We start from the raw sequence: 26,517 nt of genomic DNA, 5'->3' as shown, positions 1-26,517 counted from the left end.
TACTCTGCGGGTTGACCAGGTCCGCGCGGCCCACGACGGCACGGCAACCGAACCCGGCGCGCCAGCCCACGACGGTACGGCGGCCCCCGGACGAGGATCGAGAAGGTGCATCTCAAGAGCCTGACGGTGAAGGGGTTCAAATCCTTCGCCTCCGCCACGACGCTCAAGCTGGAACCGGGCATCACCTGTGTGGTGGGGCCGAACGGCTCCGGCAAGTCCAACGTCGTCGACGCCATCGCCTGGGTGCTGGGTGAGCAGGGCGCCAAGGCGCTGCGCGGCGGCAAGATGGAGGACGTCATCTTCGCCGGCACCGCCGGCCGGGCCCCGCTCGGCCGGGCCGAGGTGACCCTCACCATCGACAACACCGACGGCGCGTTGCCGATCGAGTACACCGAGGTCTCCATCACCCGCCGGATGTTCCGCTCCGGCGAGAGCGAGTACGAGATCAACGGCGACTCCTGCCGCCTGCTCGACATCCAGGAACTGCTCTCCGACTCCGGCATCGGCCGGGAGATGCACATCATCGTCGGCCAGGGCCGGCTCGACGGCATGCTGCACGCCAAGCCGGAGGACCGGCGGGCCTTCATCGAGGAGGCGGCCGGCGTCCTGAAGCACCGCAAGCGCAAGGAGAAGGCGCTGCGGAAGCTCGACGCGATGCAGACCAACCTCAACCGGCTCACCGACCTCACCGCCGAGCTGCGCCGTCAGCTCAAGCCGCTGGGCCGGCAGGCCGAGGTGGCCCGCCGGGCCGCCGCCATCCAGGCCAACCTGCGGGACGCCCGGCTGCGGCTGCTCGCCGACGACCTGGCGACCCTGCGCGCCACCCTGGACAAGGAGATCGCCGACGAGTCCGCCCTGCGCGAACGCCGCGAGCAGGTCGAGCAGGAGCACACCCAGGTGCAGCACCGCCTCGGTGAGCTAGAGGCGGCGCTCGCCGAGGACGCGCCGCTGCTCGCCGCCGCCCAGGACACCTGGTACAAGCTCTCCGCGCTCTCCGAGCGGTTCCGCTCGATCGAGCAGCTCGCCCGGGAACGGCTGCGTCACCTCAGCGCCACTCCGGACGACGAGCGTCCCGGCCGCGACCCGGACCAGTTGGAGGCGGAGGCGGAGCGGGTCCGCGAGCAGGAGGAGGACCTGCGCGCCGCGCTCACCGAGGACCAGGTGCGCCTCGCCGAGGCGGTGGAGCACCGGCAGGAACTGGAGCGGCAGCTCGCCGCCGCCGAGCGGGAGCTGGTCGCCGCCGCGAAGGCCATCGCGGACCGGCGCGAGGGGCTGGCCCGCCTCGCCGGCCAGGTCAACTCCGCCCGGGCCCGGACCACCAGCGCCGGTGAGGAGATCGACCGGCTCGCCGCCGCGCACGCCGACGCCCTGGCCCGTGCCGAGCAGGCCCAGGCCGAGCTAAACGCGGTGGCCGAGCAGTCCACCGAGGCGGACCGGGACAACGCCGAGTTGGACGACCGGCACGCCGAGGCGGTCGCCGCGCAGGAGAAGGCACAGGCCGGCGTCCGCGCGCTGACCGACGCCGAGCGGGCGGCCGAGAAGGACGCCGCCACCTGGAAGGCCCGGGAGGAGGCGCTCGCCCTCGGCCTGCGCCGCAAGGACGGCGCGGGGGCGCTGCTCGCCCGCGCCGACGAGGTGCCCGGTCTGCTCGGCAGCCTGGCCGGGCTGCTCACCGTCGCCCCCGGTCACGAGGCGGCCCTCGCCGCCGCCCTCGGCGGGCTCGCCGACGCGGTCGCGGTCGCCGGGGTCGACGAGGCGATCGAGGCGATGCGGCTGCTGAAGATCTCCGACGCCGGCCGGGCCGGGCTGCTGGTCGGCAGTCCCGCCGGCCCCGGCATGGACGGTCCGGCCGACGCGCTGCGCCCCAAGCTGCCCGACGGCGCCCGCTGGGCTCCCGACCTGGTCGAGTGCGCCGCGCAGCTCCGTCCGGCGGTGCACCGGGCCCTGCGTGACGTGGTGGTCGTCGACGACCTCACCACCGCCGCCGAGGCGGTCGCCGCCAACCCGGAACTGCGGGCGGTCACCCCGGACGGCGACGTGGTCGGGGCGTACGCGGCGGCCGGCGGGTCGGCGAAGGCGCCCAGCTTCATCGAGGTGACCGCGGCCGTCGAGGAGGCCCGCGCGAACCGGATCGCCGCCGAGCGGACCAGCACCGAGCTGCGCGAACAGCTCGTCGACGCGCGGGCCGAGGTGGCCGTCGCGAAGGAGGCGGTGCAGCATGCCGCCGCCGCCAAGCGGGAGGCGGAGAGCCACCGCAACGCCGCCGCCCGCCGGTTGGCGGAACTCGGGGCCGCCGCCCGCAGCGCCAAGGGGGAGACCGACCGGCTCGGCGAGTCCCTGGCCCGGGCCCAGGCGGCCCGCGAACGGGACCTGACCACCCTCGCCGAACTGGAGGAGCGGCTCCGGCTGGCCGAAGCCACCCCGATCGACGCCGAACCGTCGACCGAGGAACGCGACCAGTTCGCCGCGATGGTGCCCCAGGCCCGGCAGAACGAGATGGAGGTCCGGCTCGCGGTGCGTACCGCTGAGGAGCGGGTCTCCTCGATCGCCGGCCGGGCCGACTCGCTGCGCCGACAGGCCGGCGCCGAACGGGCCGCGCGGGAACGTGCGGCGGCCCGCCGGGCGGCGCGTACCCGGGGTGCGGCCATCGCCCGCGCGGTGGCCGGCGGCGCGCGGGAGACGCTCACCCGGCTGGCCACCTCGATCGCGGCGGCCGAGGAGCACCGTGACGCGGTGGCCCGGGAACGCGCCGCGCGGGAGGCCGAGCTGTCCGAGGTACGCGGCGCGGCCAAGCGCCTCGGCGCGGAGCTGGAGCGACTGACCAGCCAGGTGCACCGGGACGAGGTGGCCCGCGCCGAGCAGCGGCTGCGCATCGAGCAACTGGAGGCGAAGGCCGCCGAGGACTTCGGCCTGGACGTGGCCGCCCTGATCGGCGAGTACGGCCCGGACCAGCTCGTGCCCCCCACCCAGGCGGACGTCGCGGCGGCCGAGCAGGACGGGCTGCCGATGCCCGAGCCGGTGCGTTACGAGCGCCCGGTGCAGGAGAAGCGGGCGGCCAAGGCGGAACGGGAGCTGACGCTGCTCGGCAAGGTCAACCCGCTCGCGCTGGAGGAGTTCGCCGCGCTGGAGGAGCGCTACAAGTTCCTCTCCGAGCAGCTGGAGGACCTGAAGGCCACCCGGCGGGACCTGCTCACCGTGGTCAAGGACGTGGACGACCGGATCCTGGAGGTCTTCGCCAGCGCGTTCGAGGACACCGCCCGGGAGTTCCAGCAGGTCTTCACGGTGCTCTTCCCTGGTGGCGAGGGGCGGCTGGTGCTCACCGACCCGGACGACCTGCTCACCACCGGCGTGGAGGTGGAGGCCCGGCCGCCCGGCAAGAAGATCAAGCGGTTGTCGCTGCTCTCCGGCGGGGAGCGGTCGTTGACCGCGGTGGCGATGCTGGTGGCGATCTTCCGGGCCCGGCCCAGCCCGTTCTACATCATGGACGAGGTCGAGGCGGCCCTCGACGACGTCAACCTGGGCCGGTTGATCACCCTGATGGCCCAGTTGCGGGAGAAGAGCCAGCTCATCGTCATCACCCACCAGAAACGGACCATGGAGGTCGCCGACGCGCTGTACGGGGTGACCATGCGCAACGGCGTGACCCAGGTGATCAGTCAACGGCTCAAGGATCAGCCGCTCAGCGGCAGCTAATGGGAATCAGCCGCTCAGCGGCAGCAAGGGAGAAGCAGTAGTGGTTCGGGAACGCGCGACGGCGCTCCTGGTGGACTTCGACGGCGTCCTGCGGCGCTGGGACCCGGCGGTGGCGGCCGGGGTGGAGCAACGGTACGGGCTGACCCCGGGCGTGCTCGGCGACATCGCCATGCAGTGGGGGCGGCTCCAGCCGGTGCTGGTGGGGCAGGTCAGCCACGCCGACTGGATGGCCAGCGTGGCGGACGCCCTGGCCAGCCAGTCGGTAGAGCCGGATCAGGCCCGGGCGGCGGTGGCCGAGTGGCAGGAGTACCGGGGCGAGGTGGACCCGGACGTGCTCGCTCTGGTCCGGGAGGTGCGGGCCGCCGGGCTCCCGGTCGGGTTGGCCACCAACGCCACCGACCTGCTCGACGCCGACCTCGCCGCGCTGGGGCTCACCGACGAACTGGACGCCGTGGTCAACTCCTCGGTGCTCGGGGTGCACAAGCCGGCCAAGGAGTACTTCCAGGCAGCCTGCCAGGCGTTGCGTACGTCGCCGGACCGGGTGCTCTTCGTGGACGACGACGACCGGATGATCAGTGGTGCCCGGGTCGCCGGACTGCCGGCGTTCCGGTGGAGCGGGCCGGAGGGGTTGCGGTACGTCCGGGCCGCGCTGGCGTACTGACCCCGGCCAGGTCGGGACGGGTGACCGCCCCGACCGGACCGACAGCGGTCACTCGCCGGTGACCCCGTCGATTCGTTCCCGGATCAGGTCGGCGTGCCCGTTGTGCCGGGCGTACTCCTCGATCATGTGCACGTACACCCAGCGGAGGTTGCGTTCGTCGCCGCGCCGGTCGGTGAAGACGTCGTCGAGGGACCGGCCGGCGCTGGCGGCCCGGGCCAGCTCCACCTCCCGGTGGAAGACGGCCAGGTCGGCCTCGGCGTCGGCGTCGGTCACGTCGAAGTCGGCGTCCGGGTCGGCCTCGGTGAAGTACGGGTAGTCCACCTGCTCCCCGGCGGCGTTCTCCCGGAACCACCAGGCCTCCACCTCGGCCATGTGCCGGACCAGGCCGAGCAGGGTCAGCCCGGACGGCTCGATGGCGGGTGTGCGGAGCTGCTCGGCGGTGAGGCCGGCGCACTTGAGCAGCAGCGTCTGCCGGTGGTAGTCGAGCCAGCTCTCCAGCGAGGTGCGTTCGTCGCCGAGGCGTGACTCGCGGGTACGGGTGGTCTGCGGTGCTCTCCAGGTCATCCGGTCATCCTGACCGGCAGGTGTGACAACGGGCGACCGGATTTGTCGCCTGATCGGAGCCGGTGGCGGTCCGGGGACCCCGCTGGTGCCCCCGCCCCGTGGTCAGGGGACGACCACGACCGGCCAGCGGCCGGTCCGGACCAGGCGGGTGGCGACGGAGCCGACCAGCCGGTGTCCGGCCTGCTCGGAGGAGCCGACCACCACCAGGTCGGCCCGGGTCTCGTCGGCCGCGGCGGCCAGCTCGGCGTAGGCGTCGCCGCGCCGGCACAGGAAGGTGACCGGCAGGCCCAGCTCCTCGGCCCCGCGTCGGCACTCCTCGCGCAGCTCGGCGACGAGTTCGTCGTGGTTCCGTTGAACGGCTCCGGCCACCACCCCGTCCGCCAGCGCGGTGTAGAGGGCGGGGGAGCTGACGAAGACCACGACGAGCGCCGCGCCCTGCCGGCGGGCGAGCCCGGCCGCGTAGGAGGCGGCCCGCAGCGACGTCCGGGTGCCGTCCACGCCGGTCAGGACCACCCGGGGCCCGTCCGTGCCGCGTTCGAACGGCAGCGGTCGGGCCCGGGGGCCGTACTCCTCTCGGTCGAGCGGGGGTGTGACGCTCACAGCGACCCGCTCAGCTGCGCTCGCCGGTGGGGACCACCACCGCGCCGGCCCCGGCGGCGACCGTCGACTCCCGTTCGACCTCGTCGGTCAGCGGGTCGTTGTGCCGTCGCAGCGGGACCTCCTTGATGAAGCTCACCGCGATCAGCGCGATCAGGGCGAACGGGGTGGCGGCCAGGAAGATGTCCCCGGCGCCGTGGCCGTATGCGCTCTCCACGACGATGCGCAGCGGACCGGGCAGCGTGTGCACGTCCGGCAGCGTGTTGCCGCTGGCCGCGCCGGTGGCCGGCACACCGAGCCGGGTGAGGCCGTCGGCGAGGTAGCCCTTCACCTGGTGGCCGAGCACCGCGCCGAGCGCGGAGACGCCGACCGCGCCGCCGAGGCTGCGGAAGAAGGCCACCACCGAGCTGGCCACGCCCAGTTCGTGCGCGCCGACGCTGTTCTGCACGGCGAGCACCAGGTTCTGCATGGTCATGCCCAGACCGGTGCCGATGAGCGCCATGTAGACGCTGAGCACCCAGAAGTTCGTGTCGTACCGCAGGGTGCCCATCAGGGCGAAGCCGATGGTGAGCAGCGCCGAGCCGGTGACCAGGTACCGCTTCCACCGGCCGGTCTTGGTGATGACCCGACCGGTGAGCGTCGAGGAGACCAGCAGGCCGAGGATCATCGGCAGGGTCATCAGCCCGGACATGGTCGGGCTCTGCCCCCGGCTGATCTGGAAGTACTGGCCGAGGAAGACCGACGCGCCGAACATGCCCACGCCGACCGCGACGCTGGCCACGGTGGCCAGGGTGATGGTGCGGTCGCGGAACAGCTTCGGCGGGATGACCGGCTCGGCCGCCCGGGTCTCGACCCGGATCGCCAGCGCGCCGAGCAGCAGCGCACCGACCACCATCGCGGCGGTCTGCCAGGAGATCCAGTCGTACCGGTTACCGGCGAGGGAGACCCAGACCAGCAGCAGCGAGACGGCGGCGGTGATCAGCGTGGCGCCCCACCAGTCGATCTTCGCCGGGCGGCGGATCACCGGCAGGCGGAGGGTCTTCTGGAGCACCACCAGGGCGGCGAGGGCGAACGGCACGCCGACGTAGAAGCACCAGCGCCAGCCGAGCCAGGAGGTGTCCACGATCACGCCGCCGATCAGCGGGCCGCCGATGGTGCCGGCCGCCATGACCGCGCCGAGGTAGCCGCTGTACCGGCCCCGCTCCCGGGGCGCGATCATCGTCGCCATGATGACCTGGGCAAGCGCGGTGAGCCCGCCGACCCCGACGCCCTGCACGACGCGGCAGGCGATCAACTGAGCGGTGGACTGGGAGAGCCCGGCCAGCACCGAGCCGACGATGTAGATCCCCAGGGAGAGCTGGACCAGTGTCTTCTTACTGGTCAGATCGGCCAGTTTGCCCCAGAGTGGGGTGGTTGCCGTGGTGGCGAGCAGTGTCGCGGTGACCACCCAGGTGTACGCGGACTGGCCGCCACCCAGGTCGGTGATGATCCGGGGCAGCGCGTTCGAGACGATCGTCCCGGAGAGGATCGCGACGAACATGCCCAGGAGCAGGCCGGAGAGGGCCTCCAGGACCTGACGGTGGGTCATCTCGGCGGGGGTCGTCCGAGGGGGCGCGGTGGCCTGGGTCATCGTGACTACCTCCGATGGCGAGAAGTTGTTCGGAGCAACCGTAAGCTTTGGTTGCCTCAAGCAACAACTTGCTGACCAGGGTCGACTGTTCCCGGTGTGAGGCGCGCCTCAGCCCCGCTCGGGGATCCAGCTCTCGTTGAAGCGGCGCAGCAACCGGGCGAACTCCGCCAGGTCCTCCGCCGGCCACGCCTCCATCGCGCGTTGCAACTCGTCGACCCGGGTCCCCCGGGCCGCGTCGAACCGGCGCTGCCCCTCCTCGGTCAGGCTGAGCTGGGCGGCCCGCCGGTCCACCGGGTCCGGCTCGCGGCGAACCAGCCCGAGCGCCTCCAGCCCTCGGATCTGCCGGCTGAGCGTCCCCTTGCCCACGCCGAGCCGGGCGGACAGGTCGGTCAGCCGGGTCGAGCCGCTGCGCCGCAGCCAGAGCAGGAGGCTGTAGCTGTTCGGCTCCAGGTGCGGGTGCACCTCCTTGACCAGCCCCCAGGATACCGTCCGGCCCCGGCGCAGCAGGGTGGTCAACTCGTGCTCCACCGTCCGCAGCGGCTCCGGCAGCTGATCGTCCACGGCACCGAGCCTACGGGGCCGGACTCAGCGACCGGTCGTGAGCTGCCGGTGCGCCACCGTCCGCAGCCGGCCGTCGCTGGTGGTGCCCTCGATGGTCACCTCGGCCTGCCGCTCCCGGTGCAGCAGCGTGCCGACCGCGTTGCCGAAGTACGGGCCGTCGAGCTTGCGCCAGCGCACCGTGGGACGGCGTACCCCGGCCGAGCGGGCCAGTGCCCGGACCGCCGCCGAGGGCCCCGCCGACCAGCCGAGCCGCATCAACGGGCGCATCCCGGCCGGCACCTGGTTGTGGATCGGCGAGCAGGTGAGCTGGTGCACCGGGGTCGCCATGCCGTCGCCGAAGCGGGCCCGGGCCACGTACGAGTGGTGCACGTCCCCGCCGAGCACGCTGATCGAGGCCGGTGGCGCGTACGCCGGTCCGGCGCCGACCCGGTCGGCGGGCGTGCCGGGCGTCCCGCTGCCGATTCGGGCGAACAGCGCCCCGAGCGCGTCGAAGGAACGCTGGAAAGCCGCCCAGTGCTCCAGGTCCAACGCCCGGCGCAGCTTCTCCGAGGCGCGGGCCACCCAGGGCCGGCCGGATGCGGCCAGCTTCTCGTTCCACGCCTCGGCGTGGTGGATGCCCGGTGGCAGCAGCCACGGCAGCGACGAACCGACCACCAGGTGGTCGTAGCTGCCGTGCGCCTGGTCGACGAACCAGGCCCACTCGCCCGGCGGGAGCATCGCCCGCTGCGCCGGCTCCAGCACCCGGCTGCACCGGTTGTCCAGCATGACCAGCCGGGTCCGGCCGAGGTCCAGCGCGTAGCTCCACTGGTACTGCGCGCTGCGCCACCGTTCGGTGTCGTGCGCCACGTCGGACTCGGTGTCGACCCGGCGGCCGAACTCGCGTAGCACGTCGGTGGCGTCCTCGGCGGCGGTCACCTTGGCGTAGAGCGGGTCGGCGGCGATCTCGTCGGGGGAGAGGTTGCCCAGGTGCTGGTAGACCCAGTACGAGGCGAGGCCGCTGCCGATCCGCTCCGCCCACCAGGACTGTTCGCGCATGTCCGCCCGCCAGGCGGCGGAGGTGTTCCAGTCGTCGATGATCTCGTGGTCGTCGAAGATCATCACGGTCGGCACGGTGGAGAGCAGCCAGCGGATCTCCGGGTCCCGCCACGACTCCAGGTAGAGCTTGGTGTACTCGTCGAAGCTGACCACCTGGTCGGTCGGCGCGCCCGCCGGCCGGTGCCGACGTCGGCGCAGCAACCGCCGCACGGTGGGCGAGGTCTGGTCGGCGTAGACCTGGTCGCCGAGGAGCACCACCAGGTCCGGTCGGTCCAGGCCGTCCGGGTCGGCCATCAGCCGCCGGGCGTACGCGTCCAGCGCGTCGGGCGGGAGCTTCCGCGCGGTGGCGTGCTGGGTGGTCTCCCGGCACGAGCCGAAGACCAGGCGGACCGGCTGGTCCCGGTCGTCGGCGGCCCGGGTGCGGATCACGCTCGGCGGGTACGGGTTGCGTGGCTCCGGCCAGGCCACCTCGTCGTCGATCAGCACCTCGTACGTCGACGCGCGGTCCGGGGTGAGCCCCGCCACCACGACCAGGGCGTAGTGGTGGCCGTACGCGGTGAAGGTGGGCGCGCTGCCCTCGGCCCCGTCGGCGGTCCGGACCCGGACCACCGCCGGGTCGCTGGTCTCCACCCAGACGGTGGCCCGCGTGCCGACGACCCGCCGCAACAGCGGTCCGATGAGCAGGCGGGGACTGGGCATGGGTACCTCCGGCGACGAGAGGGGCTCACCATTTCTACCCTGTCGGCGCACCCGTGCCACCCTTCCGTCGCCCCTGACACGCCCCGGACACGCGCCGTCCACCCGGCCGTCGCCGGGGGATCGGGCGCGGTGGTCGAGCCGACGACGGCGGCGTCTGACAGGATTTCGGTATGGCGGATTACCTCGTAGTCGCACTGGTCCTGCTCGGTGTGCTGCTCCTGTCGGTCGTCGGGCTGGTGGTGCCGAAGCTGCGCCGACGGCCGGAAGCCCGGCAGCCGGAGGCGCAGGCACCCACCCGGGTCGAGGAGCGGCCCGTCGCCCCACCGGCCGAGGCGCCCACCGGGGTCGTGGTCGAGCCGCCGGTGGTCGAGGTCCCGCCGGTCATCGAGGTCCCGCCGCTGGAGGTGCCCGAGCCGACCGCCGGGCGACTGGTCCGGCTGCGGTCCCGGCTGTCCCGCTCACAGAACGTCTTCGGCAAGGGACTGCTCGGCCTGCTCAGCCGGGACCACCTCGACGAGGACGCCTGGGAGGAGATCGAGGACAGCCTGATCACCGCCGACGTCGGCATCGAGGCCACCCGCGAGATCGTCGACCGGCTCCGCGAGCGCACCCGGGTGCTCGGCACCCGTTCCACCACCGAACTGCGTGCTCTGCTCGCCGCCGAGCTGGTCAACGCGCTCGACCCGACGTTGGACCGCTCGCTGCGGACCGCCCCGAAGGAGGGCGTGCCGGCGGTGGTGCTGGTGGTCGGGGTCAACGGTGCCGGCAAGACCACCACCTGCGGCAAGATCGCCCGGGTGCTGGTCGCGGACGGGCGCAGCGTCCTGCTCGGCGCGGCCGACACCTTCCGGGCCGCCGCCGCCGACCAGCTCGAGACCTGGGGTGGCCGGGTCGGCGCGGAAACCGTACGCGGCCCGGAGGCGGCCGACCCGGCCAGCGTCGCCTTCGACGCGGTGAAGCGGGGCATCGCCACCGGCGTCGACACCGTCCTGATCGACACCGCCGGTCGACTTCAGAACAAGATCGGCCTGATGGACGAGCTGGGCAAGGTCAAGCGGGTGGTGGAGAAGCACGGCCCGATCGACGAGACCCTGCTCATCCTGGACGCGACCACCGGACAGAACGGCCTGGAGCAGGCCCGGGTCTTCACCGAGGCGGTCAACGTCACCGGCGTGGCGCTCACCAAGCTGGACGGCACCGCCAAGGGCGGTATCGTCATCGCTGTCCAGCGCAAACTCGGCATTCCGGTCAAGCTGGTGGGCCTGGGCGAGGGCAAGGACGACCTGGCCCCCTTCGAGCCGACCCAGTTCGTCGACGCGCTGCTCGGCACCGAGCCGCTCGCCCGGGACGCGTAACCTCGGGTGACCACCGACGACCGCCGCCCCGACGGGTGGCGTGCGTACCACCAACCGGCACCGGGCCTCGGGAGACCGTACGTGACCGCACAGGAGATCCCGCTGCACGGCGGGAACGTCAGCACCGTCGTCCGGGTGGGCGACACCGTCCGGCGCAACGCCGGGCCGTGGACCCCGGCGGTGCACGCCCTGTTGCGCCACCTGGAGTACGTCGGCTTCACCGGCGCGCCCCGGGCGTACGGCATGGACGAGCGCAACCGGGAGGTCCTGTCGTACCTGGAGGGGGAGTGCGGGGAGTACCCGCTCGCCCCGCACTGGGTCACCGACGAGGCGCTGGTCACCGTGGCGACGATGCTGCGGATGTTCCACGACGCCCAGTACGGGTTCGTCCCGCCCGCCGGGGCGGTCTGGCGCTCGTTCGGTCCACCGCCGCCGGACACCGAGGTCATCTGCCACCACGACGCCGCCCCGCACAACGTCATCTGGCGGCCGGACGGCACGCTCGGGCTGATCGACTTCGACCTCGCCTCACCCGGCGCGCGGATCTACGACGTGGCGTACGCGGCCTGGACCTGGGTGCCGATCTTCTCCGACCGGGACTCCTACACCCTCGGCTGGAAGCGCCCGGACCGGCCGCGCAGGCTGCGGCTCTTCGCCGACGCGTACGGGCTGATCCCCCGGGACCGGCACCGGCTGATCCGCACCATCCGCAAGCGGGTCGTCGACCACGTCGAGGGCATCCGCCGGATGGCCGCCGCCGGAGACCCGGCGTTCGTCCGGATCGTGCACAAGGGTCACCTTCGGCGGCCGATGCGCGATCTGCGCCTGCTCGACTACGAACGGCACGCCCTCGAATGGGCCCTGCGGTAAGTGCGGACTTCTTCACACGTCCGAAACAACTCGTGACGGACCGGAAACCGGGCCGGACCTGAAGGTGAAACAGCCGGGGCGAATGCTCTTCCGCATCCGGCCTACGGGCGACGCTGCCCCGGAAGCCGTGAAGGAGGGAACCTCACCTTTAGGAGGCCAGCGTGCCTGAAGCACCGACGATCGACACCGGCAACACCGCATGGTTGCTGGTGTCGACCGCGCTCGTGCTGCTCATGACCCCGGGTCTGGCGCTGTTCTACGGCGGTCTGAACCGGTCCAAGGGCGTGCTCAACATGATCATGATGAGCTTCTCGGCCATCGGACTCGTCAGCGTCCTCTGGCTGTTCTACGGCTTCAGCATCGCCTTCGGTGCCGACCAGGGCGGCGTCATCGGTGACGTCGGCCAGTACCTCGGCACCAAGACCTTCATGGCCGAGACCGACCTGTGGGGCGAGACCGGCATCCCGCTCTACGTCTTCATGGCCTTCCAGATGATGTTCGCCATCATCACGGTCGCCCTGATCAGCGGTGCCATCTCCGACCGCGCCAAGTTCTCCGGCTGGCTGCTCTTCGCCTTCGGCTGGGCCACCCTGGTCTACTTCCCGGTCGCGCACTGGGTGTGGGGCGGCGGCTTCATCGGCGCCGGCCTCGGCGCGCTGGACTTCGCCGGTGGCACGGCGGTGCACATCAACGCCGGTGCCGCCGCGCTCGCCCTGGTGCTGGTGCTCGGCAAGCGGCTCGGCTGGCCCAAGGAGGCCATGAAGCCGCACAACGTCCCGATGGTGGCGCTCGGCACCGGTCTGCTCTGGTTCGGCTGGTTCGGCTTCAACGCCGGTTCCGAGCTGACCGCCGACGCGACCACCGCGATCGCCTTCCTCAACACCCAGGTCTGCACCGCCGCCGCCATCCTCGGCTGGCTGGTCGTGGAGAAGATCCGGGACGGCAAGCCCACCCTGGTCGGCGCCTCGTCCGGTGCCATCGCCGGTCTGGTCGCCATCACCCCGGCCTGTGCCTTCGTCGCCCCGTGGGCGGCGGTCCTGCTCGGCATCGTCGCCGGTGCGGTCTGCGCCCTCGCCGTCGGTCTGAAGTACAAGTTCGGTTACGACGACTCCCTCGACGTGGTCGGCGTGCACTTCGTCGGCGGCTGGATCGGCTGCCTCTGGATCGGTCTCTTCGGCACCAGCTCGGTCAGCTCGCTCGTCGCCGACGAGGGCCTCTTCTACGGCGGCGGGGTCACCCAGCTCGGCGTACAGGCCCTCAGCGCCCTGATCGTCACGGTCTACTCGTTCGTGGTGGCCTTCGTCCTCGGCTTCGTCATCCAGAAGACCATCGGCTTCCGGATCTCCGCCGAGGCCGAGGTCAACGGCATCGACATCACCGAGCACGCGGAGAGTGGCTACGACCTCTCGCCGTCCGGCGGCAGCGCCGGTGGGGCGTTTGCGATGGCCGGCATCGGCACCCCGACGGCGACGACGCCGCCGAAGGCCGAGCCGACACCCACCACCCCGGTCAGCGAGAAGGTCGCGGGCTAACGTTTCTGCGATGGAAGGGTTGGACATGAAGCTGGTGACCGCGGTCATCAAGCCGTACCAGCTGGACGCGGTGAAGGAGGCCCTGCACGCCCTCGGCGTGGCCGGCCTGACCGTCAGCGAGGTCCAGGGCTACGGCCGGCAGAAGGGGCACACCGAGGTCTACCGGGGTGCCGAGTACACCGTCGAGTTCCTGCCCAAGATCCGGGTCGAGGTGCTCACCGACGAGATCGACGTCGAGAAGGTCGTGGACGCCATCGTCGGCGCCGCCCGGACCGGCAAGATCGGCGACGGCAAGGTCTGGGTGACCGCCGTCGAGGAGGTCGTCCGGGTCCGTACCGGCGAGCGCGGCCTCGACGCCCTCTGATCCGCAGCCCCGTCATGACCCCGCCGACAGTGAGGAACGCCCCCGGTGACCCCGGTCCCGGTGCGGTCGATCCTGCCGTCGGCGGGGTCGACGGAGTTTCCGGGAGCGGTCCCACCGATCCGGCCGCTCCGGGCGGTCCCGTCGACCCGGCCGCCCCGGGCGGTCCTGTCGACGGCAGCGCCGCCGTCGACGGGATCGGGGCGGCGGCCCGCGAGACCCGGGCCGCCGCGTACGACAGCTGGCTCGCCACCCTGCTCCCGGACCGCCCCGGCGTGGCACTGGTCGCGGTGGGCGGGCTCGGCCGGCGGCAGTGCGCACCCCACGGCGACCTGGACCTCGTCCTCCTGCACGACGGGGTGCCCGGCATCGACGAGCTGGCCGCGTCCGTCTGGTACCCGGTCTGGGACGCCAAGCTCGGGCTGGACCACTCGGTCCGGACCGTCGGCGAGGCCCTCTCGGTGGCCCTGGACGACGTGAAGGTCTCCCTCGGCCTGCTCGACGCCCGGTACGTCGCCGGGGACCGGCGGCTCGCCGAGGAACTGGCGCGTACCGCCCTGGACCAGTGGCGGCGGACCGCCCTCCGGCAGCTCCCCGCGCTGCGGGAGGTGACCGAGAGCCGCTGGCAGGCCCACGGCGAACTGGCCTTCCTGCTGGAGGGCGACCTCAAGGAAGCCGCCGGCGGGCTGCGCGACGTGGGCATCCTGCGGGCCATCGCCACCGCCGGGCTCACCGACGCCCTGCGCCCGGCGGTCACCGCCGCGCACCTGCGCCTGCTGGACGTCCGGGACGCCCTGCACCGGCAGGTCGGCCGTCGGGTGGACCGTCTCGTCGCGCAGGAACGCGACGGGGTGGCCCGACTGCTCGGCCTGCGACAACCGCCGTCCGACGCCGCGCAGCGGCCGGCAGCCGTCGGGCACGACGGGGACGTCCTGCTGCGCCGGGTCGCCGGGGACGCCCGTACCGTCAGCCACGCGCTGGACGACGCCTGGCGGGCCGCCGACCGGCTCCGCGTCCGGCGTCGGCGGGGCGTGGACGGCCGGCCGATCCGTCGTCCGGTGGCCCGGGACGTGGTGGAGCACGACGGCGAGCTGGTGCTCGCGCGGACCGCCATCGGGGCCCGCCCCGACCCGGTGCTGTCGCTGCGGGTGGCCGCCGCGGCGGCCACCACCCGGCTGCCGATCGCCCGGGCCACCTGTGAGTGGCTCGCCGCGTACTGCCCGCCGCTGCCGTCGCCCTGGCCGCCGGAAGCCCGCGCCGCCCTGGTCACCCTGCTCGGGTCCGGTCCGGGTCTGGTTCCGGCCTGGGAGACCTGCGACCGGTACGGGCTGGTCGACGCCTGGCTGCCGGAGTGGCCCCGGCTGCGCAGCCTGCCGCAGCACAACCCGGTGCACCGGTACACCGTCGACCGGCACCTGGTGCAGGCCGCCGCCGAGGCCAGCCGGTACGCCCGCGAGGTGGACCGCCCCGACCTGCTGCTGATCGGCGCGTTCCTGCACGACATCGGCAAGGGGATCGCCGGTGACCACAGCACCGTCGGTGTGCCACTGGCCGAGGCGGTGGCCGCCCGGATCGGGCTGTCCCCGGCCGAGGTGGCGCTGATCGGCACGCTGGTCCGGCTGCACCTGCTCCTGCCCGACGTGGCCACCCGACGGGACCTGGACGACCCGGTGACCATCACCCGGGTCGCCGAGGCGGTCGGTGACCCGAGCACCCTCGACCTGCTGCACGCCCTGGTCCGGGCGGACGCCGCCGCGACCGGGCCGGCCGCCTGGTCGGACTGGAAGGGGCGACTCGTCGCCGGTCTGGTCGAGCGGGTCCGCACCGCACTGGACACCGGCGCGTTGCCCGCCCCGCCCGCCCCGGACCCGGCGCTGCTGGCCGAGCCGCTGCCGGTCGTACAGCTCACCGAGGACACCGTGGCGGTGGCCGCGGCGGACCGTCGGGGCCTGCTCGCGACGGTGGCCGGTTGCCTGGCCCTGCACCGGCTGGAGGTGGTCTCCGCCGACGCCGCCACCGTCGACGGGCGGGCCCTGGTCACCTGCCGGGTCCAGCCCCGCTACGGCCTGTCGCCGGACCCGGTCGCGCTCACCGCCGACCTGCGCCGCGCCCTGGCCGGTGACGTCTCGGTCACCCAGCGGCTGCGCGGCCGGACCCTGGCGGCGCGGGCCGACGGCGCCGCTCCCCGGGTGGTCTGGCACCGGGACGCGGCGACCGATGCCGTGGTGCTGGAGTTGCGGGCGGCCGACGCCGCCGGGCTGCTCTACCGGGTGGCCAGCGCGTTGGACGCGGCCGGCGTCGAGGTACGGGCGGCCCGGATCTCCACCCTCGGCGGCGACGTGGTGGACGCGTTCTACCTGGTCGGACGGGGGCCGGACGACGACACCCGGCGTCGCCTGGAGGCCGCCGTGCTCGCCGCCGTGTGAGTGCGGTTGCCGTGTCCGGGTGTTTGCAGGGGCACCTTGTTACCGCATTCTGATGAGGAAGGGCCCCCTGTAACCACCCGAGCGCGGTGCGGCCGTGCCCGGCTGGAGGCGGGGGTACGGGCGGCGGGCTACCCTGAACGGTGGCCGGCTCTTGTTTCCGGCCGGGTTGTGCCCGCCGCACCACTGACTGTGCCCGCCGTAACACTGACAAACGGGATGTTCGCGTGTTTGACACCTTGAGTGACCGCCTCTCCGGGATCTTCACCAAGCTCCGCGGCAAGGGTCGGCTCACCGACGCCGACATCGACGCCACCGCACGCGAGATCCGGCTGGCGCTGCTGGAGGCGGACGTCGCGCTGCCGGTGGTCAAGGGCTTCATCGCGAACGTCAAGGAGCGGGCACGCGGCGCCGAGGTCTCCCAGGCGCTCAACCCGGCCCAGCAGATCGTCAAGATCGTCAACGAGGAGCTGGTCGCCGTCCTCGGTGGTGAGGGGCGGCGACTCCAGTTCGCCAAGCAGCCGCCGACCGTGATCATGCTGGCCGGCCTCCAGGGTTCCGGTAAGACCACCCTCGCCGGCAAGCTGGCCCGCTGGCTCAAGGCCCAGGGACACCAGCCGCTGCTGGTCGCCGCCGACCTCCAGCGTCCCAACGCCGTCGGGCAGCTCCAGGTGCTCGGTGGCCGGGCCGGGGTCGAGGTGTACGCCCCGGAGCCCGGCAACGGCACCGGTGACCCGGTGCAGGTGGCGCGGGCCTCGATCGAGCACGCGAAGCGGGCCGCCCGGGACGTCGTCATCGTCGACACCGCCGGTCGACTCGGTATCGACGCCGAGATGATGCAGCAGGCCGCCGACATCCGGGACGCGGTCGACCCCGACGAGGTCATCTTCGTCATCGACGCGATGGTCGGTCAGGACGCCGTGCGTACCGCCGAGGCGTTCCGCGACGGCGTCGGCATCACCGGCGTGGTGCTGTCGAAGCTCGACGGCGACGCCCGGGGCGGTGCCGCGCTGAGCGTCCGGGAGGTCACCGGACAGCCGATCCTCTTCGCCTCCACCGGCGAGAAGCTGGAGGACTTCGACGTCTTCCACCCGGACCGGATGGCCAGCCGGATCCTCGGCATGGGCGACGTCCTCACTCTGATCGAGCAGGCCGAGCAGGCCTTCGACACCGATCAGAAGGAGAAGATGACCGCCAAGCTGATGGGCGGCGAGCAGTTCACCCTGGAGGACTTCCTCGACCAGCTCATCGCGGTCCGCCGGATGGGCCCGATCGCCAACGTGCTGGCCATGATGCCCGGTATGGGGCAGATGAAGGACCAGCTCGGCGAGCTGGACGACAAGCACTTCGACCGGGTCACCGCGATCATCCGCTCGATGACCCCGGCCGAGCGCACCAACCCGAAGATCATCAACGGTTCCCGGCGGGCGCGGATCGCCAACGGCTCCGGGGTCACCGTGATGGACGTCAACCAGCTGCTCAACCGCTTCGCCGACGCGCAGAAGATGATGAAGCAGATGGGCGGCATGATGGGGCTGCCCGGGGCGGGCCGGCGCAAGGCCACCAAGAGCCCGAAGAACAAGCGCAAGGGCACCAAGGGCGGCAACCGGCCGCGGACCGGCGCCGGTGCGGGCGCCGGGATGCCCGGCGGGTTCCCGGGTGGCATGCCCCAGCTCCCGCCAGGGCTGAACCCGAACGACCTGGGTGGGCAGGGCGGTCTGCCGCCGGGCTTCAAGCTCCCGAAGATCGACTTCAACAAGTTCGGCAAGGGTGGCGGCGGCAAGCAGGGCTGACCGCGTGTCGATGACCTAGGGTGATGTGATGGACGCTTACGGTGACGGGGTCCCCTGGAAGGAGAACCCCATGACTGCGGCGCCCATCCTGCCCGAGCGGTCGGAGTGGACGGTCGACGACCTCGACGGCCTGCCGAAGGACCTTCCGTACGAGTTGGTCAACGGAAGGCTGATCTTGCCGTCCCCCACTGCCCTGCACCAGGACATGTGTGTCCGGTTGCTGCTCGCACTCGAAGCCGACTGCCCGCCCGAGTACTTCGTCAGCTTCGACCTGTCGGTGCGGATCGACCGGCGTAACGAACCCCGCCCGGACGTGGTGGCGATTCGCCGGGAACACGCCGACCGCAGCCCGGTGCCGGTCGACGGTGCCCTGCTGGCGGTCGAGGTCATCTCGCCCACCTCGAACTTCCGCGACCTGTACGACAAGGCGAAGGTGTACGCGCACGCGGGGGTGTCGACGTACTGGGTGGTCGACCCCCTGCACGAGCGGATCACGCTCACCGAGTACACCCTCGGGCCGCGGGGAGAGTACGACGTGGTCACCCACACCGACGACGTCTTCGTCACCGAACGGCCCTGGAAGGTCTCGGTCGACCTGCCGGCGCTGACCGCCCGGCGGCGGGCGGTGTTGGAACGCGGGGCCTGACCCGGATACGAACGTGGGGCCCGGCCGGAAGGCCGGGCCCCACTCTTGCTCACCTCAGGTCAGACGCCGAGGTCCGGGCGGTTGGTCACCCGGAGGGCGTTGACGATCGGCTGGCCGTACCCGGCGTGCGTGACGAACCGGATGTTGAGCTGCCCGTCGGTCACCTGGACGGTGAACGTGCGGTTCAGCGCGGCGAAGCTGCCGACCTCACCGGCTACGTCCAGCGACGGCAGCACCTCCTGGCCCTCCAGCAGCACGTCGAAGACGCGCTTGTCCGGCCGCTGCTGCTTGAGCTCGGCGAAGTCCAGCTCGACGGTGTACCAGCCGTCGGCGAGCCCGTCGACCCGGTACTCGTGCATCCCCTCGCGCTGGGTGGCGAAGCGGGCCGAGTCGTTGGTGCCGGTGATGGCCGTGGTGGTGGTCCGCCGGCTGGAGGTGCCGAGGTACCCGGCCTGGCCGGCGGCGTACGCCTGGTCGGGCGCCCAGGTCTGCCCCTCGACGTCGGCCCGGCCGGTGGTGCCCCCGGCGTCGATGGCCAGCGTGTAGCTCGGCACGACCAGGGTGACCGGCAGCACGGTCACCGGCTTCCGGCCGCTGGCCGAGCTGATCTGCACCTTCGCCTGGTGGTGGCTGCCCGGGGCCAGCCCGGTGGTGCGGATCGTCACCCCGACGGTGTGCCGGCCACCGGCCGCCACCGTGGCGGTGGTGCCGGACAGATCCAGCCAGCCGAAGTCCGCCGGGAAGCCGTCGACGTCCAGTTCGGTCACCGTCACGTCGGTGCCGAGGGCGCCGGTGTTGCTCAGGGCGATCGACCGGCTGCGGGTCTGCGCGGCCGGGGCGGTCACCGTGAGGCTGCCGACGTTGGCGCCGATGCGCGCGGTGCGCAGCGCCGCCGACCGGGACTCCGAGCCGCCGGCGGCCACGGTGACCGTGTCGGTGGCGGCCTCGTAGTTCTGCTGGGCCAGGTTCAGCGCGACCTCGCCGGCCGGGGCCTGGATCAGGTACCGGCCGGTGGCGTCCGAGGTGTCGCTGACCGTGACGTCACCAGCGGTCGCGGTGACCGTGGCTCCGGCCACCGGCAGTCCGTCGTTGGCGTCGGTGACCACGCCGGAGAGCACACCGGTGCGGGTGGTCCGGAACGCGATCGCGGTGCCCTCGGCGACGGCAGAGACGTTGTACGAGTACTCGAAGCCGGCGGTGCCGGTGGCGTTCTCCAGGCCGATGGTGGCCCCGCTGGCGGTCTCCCCGCCGGTGCCGTCGATGTCCTTGTACCGGTAGACGACCGAGCCGTCCTCGCCGATCGCCACGCTGAACGTCACCCGGGCGGTCCGGTCCGCGAAGAGCGACACGTTGCGCCACTCCACCACGAAGGTCCGGCGCGGGGCGCTCCCGATGGTGGCGGTGTAGACACCGGAGTCCGACTCGACGTACAGGTCGTCCCAGAACGGGTAGAGCGCCAGGTTCGGCGCGATGGTGCTCGGCAGGGTGGTGTTGACCCGGTTGCTGGAGGCGGTGCCGAAGCCGAGCACGCCGTTGGTGCTGACCCAGCCGTCCTTGTACGACTTGCCGTACAGCGGCACCCGGAACGGCAGGGAGACCGCGGTGGTGGTGTCGTCGCCGGTCAGCGTGAGGCGCTGGGTGCCGGGGACGAACTCGCCGCCGGCCCCGCCACAGGCGTAGCCGAAGCCGTCCACCCGGTCCGGCAGGGTGACGTCGAGGTCGGTGTCGGCGTTGACCGTCGTCGGCTGGGTGACCGCGTCCGCACACCGGTACGCGTGGGTGAAGCGGACGTCGTACTTGCCCTGCGGGACGGTGACCGAGTAGTTGCCCTGCGCGTCCGCGGTGGCGGTGAGCGGGGTGTTCAGCACGGTCACGGCCGCGCCCGCCGCCGGTCCGGCGGAGGTGCTCACCGTGCCGCTGAGCGTGGCCGAGGGGGCCTGCTGGACGACGATGTCCTTGGTGACCGTCTGGTTCTCGGTGACCGTCGCCTGCCCGGTGGCGGTGACGTAGCCGAACTTGCTGACCGTGATGGTGTAGTCGCCGACCATGAGTCGGTCGAAGCCGTACGAGCCGTTGGCGGCGGTGGCGCCGGTCCGGGTCATCGGGCCGGTCACGGTGACGGTGGCCCCGGTCAACGCCGCGCCACCGGAGGTGACGGTGCCGTTCATCGTGCCGAGCGCGCCGCGCGGGGTCGCGTTGACCGCCGCGAACGCGTCGAGCCGCCCCTCACCGAAGATGTTGTTCTTCGCGGCGGTGCCGCCGCAGGTGAGGGCGTTCACGTCGATGGCGGTCTGGTCCAGGATGGCCCGGGTGGCGGCGACGTCCCCGTGGATGGCGGGGGAGGCCGACCACATCAGCGCCACCGCGGCTGCGGTGTGCGGCGAGGCCATCGAGGTGCCGCTGAACGAGCCGTAGCCGGTGCGGGTGGCCGAGCGGACGTTCGCGCCCGGGGCGGCGATGTTTGGCTTGATCTCGCCGTTCTCCCCAGTGCCCCGGCTGGAGAAGCTGGCGATCGCGTTGTTCACGTCGAACGCGCCGGAGCTGTAGCTGATCGAGTACATGCCGGGGCTGCCCGAGGTGTTGCAGCCCGGACCGCTGTTGCCGTTGGAGAACGCCGGGAAGATGCCGGCGGCCACCCAGGACGAGACGGTCTCGGCGTACCACGGGTCGTAGGTGGTGTTGCCCCACGAGTTGTTGACGATGTCCGGCGCGAGGTCCGGGCGCGGGTTCTGGCCGTTCAGGTCGGTCGGCGCGACCATCCACTGCCCGGAGGACAGCAGCGAGGCCCGGGAGCAGGAGCTGGACTCGCAGCCCTTGGCGGCGATCCACTTCGCGTTCGGGGCGACGCCGACGATGTTCTCGCCGTCCAGGCCGACCATGCTGCCCATGGTGTGGCTGCCGTGGTCGTTGTTGTCGCAGGGCGCGTCGGTGCTGCACGCGCCGGACGGGTCGAACCAGTTGTAGTTGTGGTCGTAGCTGCCGTCGGCGCTGCGGCCCCGGTAGCTGGCGTTGAGGGCGGGGTGCAGGTAGTTGGCCCCGGTGTCGATGTTGGCGACGACGATGCCCTCGCCCCGGACGCCCATCTCGTTCCAGACCCGGGGGGCGTTGATCCGGTCGATGTTCCACTCGACGCCGTTCACCGTCGCGACGGTCTCACCGGGAAGCGGCTCGGGGATGCTCACCGGGTCGTCGGCGACGATCTCGCGGACCTCGTCGCGCGTGGCCAACTCCTCGAGGAGCTTGGCGTCACCGGTGACCTTGATGGTGTTCACCAGCCAGAAGGGCGTGAACTCGGCCCCCCGCTTGGTGAGCAGGCCACGGAGCCCGGCCTGGCTGCGCTCGGCGTGGGCGGTCTTGGCCCGCAGCACGGCGCCGGCCTTCTCCGTCTTGGTGCGCAGCTTCGCCGTCGTGCTCAGGTCGGCCTGGCTGTCGAGGAAGACCCAGAAGGACGACTTCCCGGTGTCGGCGATCCGCTTGGTGACCTTCTTGTCGACCTTGGCGGCCACCGCCCGCGCGGGGTCGGCCTGGTCCGGCGCGGCCGAGGCGGACTGCCCGACGACGCCGACAGGGATGGTCAGGCCGACCGCGAGGCCGAGCGCTGCCACACGCCATCTTCGTGATGACACGGTTGTGACGCTCCTTCATGAGGCGAACAGGAGAGTCCCGGTGCCCGGGAACCCATCGGTGCATCCTGATCCCGGCGGCACGCGACAGCAAGACAGGCGTATATAAATAAATCTGTCAATCGACCGTTCGTATCACGGTGTGTGCTGACTCAACTACGAACAGCTCTGCCGGTGTTGTGCCCTCTCGACCGACCCATTGCGCCGCTTTTGAAGTTGGTTGGCATTATTTCGTGATGCCGGCCCGGCCGGCGGGTTCCGGCCCGACGGGGAAGCAGGTTCCGGTCCGGCGGGGAAGAATGATCTCCGACCTCGCTACCGGCTGAGACGGAGGACGAATGGCCTGGCACGTACGCGGCGTGCTGCTCCCCGACGACGAGGAGCGCGACCTGTGGCTGGTGGGGGACCGGGTGACCTTCGAGCCGGTCGCCGGCGCGGAGACGATCGCCGACGGCGGGTACGTCCTGCCCGGTCTGGTCGACGCGCACTGCCACATCGGTATCGCCCGGGGCAGCGCGCCGGTCGCGTCGCTGGAGCAGGCCCGACAGTTGGCCATCGTCGACCGGGACGCCGGAGTGCTCGCCATCCGGGACGCCGGCTCGCCGTACCCGTACCCGGAACTCGACGACGACCCCGACGTGCCGCGCCTGGCCCGCGCCGGCCGGCACATCGCCCCGCCCCGGCGCTACCTGCGGGACATCGGCGTGGAGGTGCCCGCGTCGGAGGTCGCCGCGACGGTGGCCGCGCAGGCCAAGGCCGGCAACGGCTGGGTCAAGCTGGTCGGCGACTGGATCGACCGGGGGGTGGGGGACCTCGCCCCGGCCTGGGACGCGGCGACCATGGCCGCGGCGGTCGAGGCCGCCCACGCCGCCGGGGTACGGGCGGCCGTGCACACCTTCTCCGAGGAGGCTGTCGCGATCATGGTGCGGGCCGGGGTCGACTCGGTCGAGCACGGCACCGGCCTCAGCCTCGACCTCATCGACGAGATGGCCCGACGCGGGACCGCGCTGGTCCCCACGATGATCAACATTCAGACCTTCGGCGGGATCGCCGACCAGGCGCGGGAGAAGTTCCCCGGGTACGCCGACCACATGCTCGCCCTGCGGGACAGCTTCCCCACCGTGGTCCGGGCGGCCCACGAGGCCGGTGTGCCGATCTACGTGGGGACCGACGCGGGCGGTGGCATCGACCACGGGCTCGCCGTCGACGAGATGCTGCTGCTGCACGAGCGGGCCGGGATGTCTCCGACGGACGTGCTCGCCGCCGCCTCCTGGGGTGGCCGCGCCTGGCTCGGTTTCGGCGGGCTCACCGAGGGCGGCCCCGCCGACCTGGTCGTCTACCCCGAGGACCCTCGCCGCGACCTGCGTGTACTCCGCGCCCCCACCCGTGTGGTCCTCCGCGGCCACCCCCGCTGACCCCCACCGCTTTTCCCGCGTTGATCAAGAGGTTCGCGTCCGGATCCGACGGCGCCGGTGACGCGAACCTCTTGATCAACCAGGGAGGGTGGACCGGGGATCGGGACGCGTCGTGACCGGTCGCGGCCTCTGTCGACCGGGCGCATAGGATGTCCGGTCATGGCACGCGTGCTCACTCCCCGTGCGGAGGACTTTCCCCGCTGGTACCAGGACCTGATCGCCAAGGCGAAGCTCGCCGACAACGGGCCGGTGCGGGGCACCATGGTCATCCGACCGGCCGGCTACGCCATCTGGGAACGGATGCAGGCCGAGATGGACGCCCGGATCAAGGACGCCGGGGCGGAGAACGCGTACTTCCCGCTCTTCATCCCCGAGAACTACCTCAAGCGGGAGGCCGAGCACGTCGAGGGCTTCTCGCCCGAGCTGGCGGTGGTCACCCACGGTGGCGGCAAGCAGCTCGCCGAGCCGGTGGTGGTCCGGCCGACCAGCGAGACGGTCATCGGCGAGTTCATGGCCAAGTGGGTGGACTCCTACCGCGACCTTCCGCTGCTGCTCAACCAGTGGGCCAACGTGGTCCGCTGGGAACTGCGCCCCCGGATCTTCCTGCGCACCAGCGAGTTCCTCTGGCAGGAGGGGCACACCGCGCACGCCACCCGTGAGGACGCGCGGGCCTACGCCCGGAAGATCCTGCACGAGGCGTACGAGGACCTGATGGTCAACGTGCTGGCGATCCCGGTGCAGGTGGGTCTGAAGACCGCCCGGGAACGGTTCGCCGGGGCGACCGCGACCTACACCCTCGAGGGCATGATGGGCGACGGCAAGGCGCTCCAGCTCGGCACCAGCCACGAACTGGGGCAGAACTTCGCCAAGGCGTTCGACATCACCTACTCCTCCGCCGAGGGCGGCCGGGAGCACGCCTGGACGACCTCCTGGGGCACCTCGACCCGGATGCTCGGCGGCCTGATCATGTGCCACGGCGACGACAACGGCCTGCGGGTGCCGCCGAAGCTGGCGCCGATCCAGGCGTACGTGATGGTGGTCAAGGACGGCGAGGGCGTGGGGGAGGCGGCGCGAAAGCTTTCTGACGCGCTGCGCGACGCCGGGGTCCGGGTCGCGCTCGACGACCGCACCGACACCCCGTTCGGCCGCCGGGCCGTCGACGCCGAGCTGCGCGGCTACCCGGTACGCGTCGAGGTCGGCCCCCGCGACCTGGCCGCCGGCAACGCGGTGCTGGTCCGCCGTACGGACGGCTCGAAGACCCCGGTGCCGGTGGCCGACGTGGTCGGCGCGGTGCACGCGGCGCTGGCCGCCGACCAGCAGGCGCTGTACGACCAGGCGCTGGCCCACCGCGAGTCCCGGACCCGCGAGGTGGCCACCCTGGCCGAGGCGATCGAGGCCGCCGCCACCGGCTGGGCCCGGGTGCCGTGGTCGGCGGTGGGCGTCGCGGGCGAGGCCGAGGCGAACGCCCAGGGCGTGACGGTGCGCTGCCTGCTCCGGGCCGACGGTTCCGTGCCCGACTCGGAGGACGAGTCCGACCTGGTGGCCATCCTCGCCCGGGCGTACTGACGTGTGAGGTGGTAGCAGGGGACCCCTGTTACCGCTTTATGAGTAGCAGGGGTCCCCTGCAGGCAGGCCTGCGGGCGTGCAGGCGGGACGGCGAACGGGGAGGCGCGGGTGCGGTTCGAACCGGGGCGACTGATCGTGCATCGCAACGTGCGGCGGGGCCGGATCGGCTGGGTCCGACCGGCCCGGGTGGTCAGCGACGATGAGCGCGGCCTGCTGGTCTGGGTGGCCCGGGACACCCCGGTGGCCAGCGAGGTCAGCGCCGACGGGCGGGGCATGCGGACCATGCCGTTCACCGAGTGGGCGGCCTCCCCGTCGTACGGGCTGGCGGTCCACCGGTGGAACGGCCCTCCGCTGCTGAAGTTCCTGCCCACCGGAGCCCGCCACTCGGTCTGGTGGTTCCAGGACGAGACGGGACGGTTCGCCAACTGGTACGTCAACCTGGAGGAGCCCGCCGTCCGCTGGGACGACGGTGACCTCGCCGGGGTGGACATGGTCGACCAGGACCTCGACGTGGTGGTGCGACCGGACCTGAGCTGGCAGTGGAAGGACGAGGACGAGTTCGCCGAGCGGCTCGCCCTCCCCGAGCACTACTGGGTGACCGACGAGGCCGCGGTGCGCGCCGAGGGGCGGCGGGTCATCGCGCTCGCCGAGGCGGGGAAGTTCCCCTTCGACGGCACCTGGTGCGAATTCACCCCACCGCCGGAGTGGGCCGCCCCGCCGGCCCTGCCGCCCGGCTGGGACCGCCCACCCGTCCGTTGACGGGCCCCCACCCGTTCGCGGACGGCCCTCACCCGTCTGCTGACGCCGGCCCGCCCCGTTCGTGAGGTGGGTCGGAGCGGACGGCGGGTGTCCGCCGACCCGGTGTGAGGGTTCGGCCGGGAATCTGGCACAATGGCTCGCTGGTATCCGGCGCGTGTTCGGCGCCCTCTAACCCGGGCACCCGCCAGTCCACCGAGCAGTCCCCGGCCCATCCCCACTGTGCCGGTCGGCTCTCACCCGCCGCACCGCCCGTTCGGGCCGGTGAGAATCGCAACAGGAGCGAAAAGACTGTGGCCGTAAAGATCCGGCTCCTGCGGATGGGCAAGATCCGCAACCCGCAGTACCGCATCGTCGTCGCCGACTCGCGCACGAAGCGTGACGGTCGCGCGATCGAGTTCGTCGGGATCTACCAGCCGAAGGAGGACCCTTCGGTCATCGAGGTCAAGTCGGAGCGGGTCCAGTACTGGCTGTCCGTCGGCGCGCAGCCGAGCGAGGCGGTGCAGCGACTGCTGGAGCTGACCGGTGACTGGCAGAAGTTCAAGGGCCTGCCGGCCCCGCCGCCGCTGAAGGTCGCCGCCGAGCGGGTCGACCGCCAGGCGGCGTACGAGGCCGAGGCGAAGGCCGCTGCCGGACTGGCCGACACCCCGGCCAAGCCGGCGAAGAAGGCCGAGAAGGCCGAGGCGCCGAAGGCCGAGGAGCCGGCCGCCGCCGCGGACGCCGGCGAGCAGGCCTGA

The 26,517-nt window shown here is 72.4% G+C and carries 19 protein-coding genes; 13 read left to right on the top strand and 6 right to left on the bottom strand.

Going from position 1 to position 26,517, the window contains the following annotated elements; genetic code table 11:
• The first annotated feature begins 105 nt into the window (after window positions 1-105).
• Window positions 106-3,693 carry a chromosome segregation protein SMC gene (smc, locus tag GA0074692_RS18090; RefSeq protein ID WP_091646192.1) on the top strand — a complete coding sequence of 1,196 codons (3,588 nt, stop codon included), beginning with the start codon at window positions 106-108 and terminating at the stop codon, window positions 3,691-3,693.
• 40 nt (window positions 3,694-3,733) lie between these two features.
• The gene (locus GA0074692_RS18085; RefSeq protein WP_091646190.1) at window positions 3,734-4,354 is read left to right on the top strand and encodes an HAD-IA family hydrolase; all 621 of its coding nucleotides are present in this window, start codon (window positions 3,734-3,736) and stop codon (window positions 4,352-4,354) included.
• 48 nt (window positions 4,355-4,402) lie between these two features.
• On the opposite strand, the gene GA0074692_RS18080 is transcribed toward GA0074692_RS18085, so the two are convergent.
• The 5 genes from GA0074692_RS18080 to GA0074692_RS18060 form a co-directional block, all read right to left on the bottom strand.
• Window positions 4,403-4,918: a DinB family protein gene (locus GA0074692_RS18080; protein ID WP_091646188.1), complete on the bottom strand. Its 516-nt coding sequence runs from the start codon at window positions 4,916-4,918 to the stop codon at window positions 4,403-4,405.
• A gap of 102 nt (window positions 4,919-5,020) precedes the next feature.
• A complete protein-coding gene (locus tag GA0074692_RS18075; protein ID WP_091646184.1) occupies window positions 5,021-5,518 on the bottom strand; it encodes a universal stress protein in 498 nt (165 codons plus the stop codon).
• A 10-nt stretch (window positions 5,519-5,528) separates the two neighbouring features.
• The gene (locus GA0074692_RS18070; RefSeq protein ID WP_091646182.1) at window positions 5,529-7,145 is read right to left on the bottom strand and encodes an MDR family MFS transporter; all 1,617 of its coding nucleotides are present in this window, start codon (window positions 7,143-7,145) and stop codon (window positions 5,529-5,531) included.
• A gap of 108 nt (window positions 7,146-7,253) precedes the next feature.
• Window positions 7,254-7,706: a MarR family winged helix-turn-helix transcriptional regulator gene (locus tag GA0074692_RS18065; RefSeq protein ID WP_245730353.1), complete on the bottom strand. Its 453-nt coding sequence runs from the start codon at window positions 7,704-7,706 to the stop codon at window positions 7,254-7,256.
• A gap of 24 nt (window positions 7,707-7,730) precedes the next feature.
• Entirely contained in the window at window positions 7,731-9,440 is a 1,710-nt protein-coding gene (locus GA0074692_RS18060) for an alkaline phosphatase D family protein (protein WP_091646180.1), read from the bottom strand.
• A gap of 170 nt (window positions 9,441-9,610) precedes the next feature.
• Here GA0074692_RS18060 and ftsY point away from each other — a divergent pair, with 170 nt between their 5' ends.
• The 7 genes from ftsY (at window position 9,611) to GA0074692_RS18025 (ending at window position 18,420) form a co-directional block, all read left to right on the top strand.
• Complete coding sequence (gene ftsY / locus GA0074692_RS18055) at window positions 9,611-10,795, top strand: signal recognition particle-docking protein FtsY (protein ID WP_091646177.1); 1,185 nt, start codon at window positions 9,611-9,613, stop codon at window positions 10,793-10,795.
• 6 nt (window positions 10,796-10,801) lie between these two features.
• A complete protein-coding gene (locus GA0074692_RS18050; protein WP_176738489.1) occupies window positions 10,802-11,665 on the top strand; it encodes an aminoglycoside phosphotransferase family protein in 864 nt (287 codons plus the stop codon).
• A gap of 161 nt (window positions 11,666-11,826) precedes the next feature.
• A complete protein-coding gene (locus GA0074692_RS18045) occupies window positions 11,827-13,197 on the top strand; it encodes an ammonium transporter (protein WP_091646173.1) in 1,371 nt (456 codons plus the stop codon).
• A 25-nt stretch (window positions 13,198-13,222) separates the two neighbouring features.
• A complete protein-coding gene (locus tag GA0074692_RS18040; protein ID WP_176738715.1) occupies window positions 13,223-13,561 on the top strand; it encodes a P-II family nitrogen regulator in 339 nt (112 codons plus the stop codon).
• A gap of 29 nt (window positions 13,562-13,590) precedes the next feature.
• Entirely contained in the window at window positions 13,591-15,984 is a 2,394-nt protein-coding gene (locus GA0074692_RS18035) for a [protein-PII] uridylyltransferase (RefSeq protein ID WP_342672847.1), read from the top strand.
• A gap of 224 nt (window positions 15,985-16,208) precedes the next feature.
• Window positions 16,209-17,774: a signal recognition particle protein gene (ffh, locus tag GA0074692_RS18030; protein WP_091646167.1), complete on the top strand. Its 1,566-nt coding sequence runs from the start codon at window positions 16,209-16,211 to the stop codon at window positions 17,772-17,774.
• Between the two features lie 70 nt (window positions 17,775-17,844).
• A complete protein-coding gene (locus tag GA0074692_RS18025) occupies window positions 17,845-18,420 on the top strand; it encodes a Uma2 family endonuclease (protein WP_091646165.1) in 576 nt (191 codons plus the stop codon).
• A 59-nt stretch (window positions 18,421-18,479) separates the two neighbouring features.
• Here the strand turns inward: GA0074692_RS18025 and GA0074692_RS18020 are convergent, their stop codons facing one another.
• Window positions 18,480-22,025 (bottom strand): S8 family serine peptidase, encoded by a 3,546-nt coding sequence (locus tag GA0074692_RS18020; protein WP_218106684.1) that lies wholly within the window; start codon window positions 22,023-22,025, stop codon window positions 18,480-18,482.
• A 356-nt stretch (window positions 22,026-22,381) separates the two neighbouring features.
• On the opposite strand from GA0074692_RS18020, the gene GA0074692_RS18015 reads away from it, so the two are divergent.
• The 4 genes from GA0074692_RS18015 to rpsP all read left to right on the top strand — a co-directional run bounded on the left by GA0074692_RS18015 (window position 22,382) and on the right by rpsP (window position 26,517).
• A complete protein-coding gene (locus tag GA0074692_RS18015) occupies window positions 22,382-23,458 on the top strand; it encodes an amidohydrolase family protein (RefSeq protein ID WP_091646161.1) in 1,077 nt (358 codons plus the stop codon).
• A gap of 159 nt (window positions 23,459-23,617) precedes the next feature.
• Window positions 23,618-25,024 (top strand): proline--tRNA ligase, encoded by a 1,407-nt coding sequence (gene proS / locus GA0074692_RS18010; protein WP_091646159.1) that lies wholly within the window; start codon window positions 23,618-23,620, stop codon window positions 25,022-25,024.
• A gap of 108 nt (window positions 25,025-25,132) precedes the next feature.
• A complete protein-coding gene (locus GA0074692_RS18005) occupies window positions 25,133-25,783 on the top strand; it encodes a ribonuclease FAU-1 family protein (protein WP_091646157.1) in 651 nt (216 codons plus the stop codon).
• Between the two features lie 290 nt (window positions 25,784-26,073).
• Window positions 26,074-26,517: a 30S ribosomal protein S16 gene (gene rpsP, locus GA0074692_RS18000; RefSeq protein ID WP_091646155.1), complete on the top strand. Its 444-nt coding sequence runs from the start codon at window positions 26,074-26,076 to the stop codon at window positions 26,515-26,517.

Source organism: Micromonospora pallida (genome assembly GCF_900090325.1).
In the GTDB taxonomy this organism is placed as follows: domain Bacteria; phylum Actinomycetota; class Actinomycetes; order Mycobacteriales; family Micromonosporaceae; genus Micromonospora; species Micromonospora pallida.
Note: the sequence above shows the minus strand (reverse complement) of the source record. Positions and strands in the feature narration are given on the sequence as shown.

Bases quoted from the DNA above. Each gene is read 5' to 3' on its own strand.
- ftsY (WP_091646177.1), top strand. From the start codon at position 9,611: ATGGCGGATTACCTCGTAGTCGCACTGGTCCTGCTCGGTGTGCTGCTC.
- GA0074692_RS18040 (WP_176738715.1), top strand. From the start codon at position 13,223: ATGAAGCTGGTGACCGCGGTCATCAAGCCGTACCAGCTGGACGCGGTG.
- GA0074692_RS18080 (WP_091646188.1), bottom strand. From the start codon at position 4,918: ATGACCTGGAGAGCACCGCAGACCACCCGTACCCGCGAGTCACGCCTC.
- GA0074692_RS18025 (WP_091646165.1), top strand. From the start codon at position 17,845: ATGACTGCGGCGCCCATCCTGCCCGAGCGGTCGGAGTGGACGGTCGAC.
- proS (WP_091646159.1), top strand. From the start codon at position 23,618: ATGGCACGCGTGCTCACTCCCCGTGCGGAGGACTTTCCCCGCTGGTAC.
- GA0074692_RS18060 (WP_091646180.1), bottom strand. From the start codon at position 9,440: ATGCCCAGTCCCCGCCTGCTCATCGGACCGCTGTTGCGGCGGGTCGTC.
- GA0074692_RS18070 (WP_091646182.1), bottom strand. From the start codon at position 7,145: ATGACCCAGGCCACCGCGCCCCCTCGGACGACCCCCGCCGAGATGACC.
- GA0074692_RS18015 (WP_091646161.1), top strand. From the start codon at position 22,382: ATGGCCTGGCACGTACGCGGCGTGCTGCTCCCCGACGACGAGGAGCGC.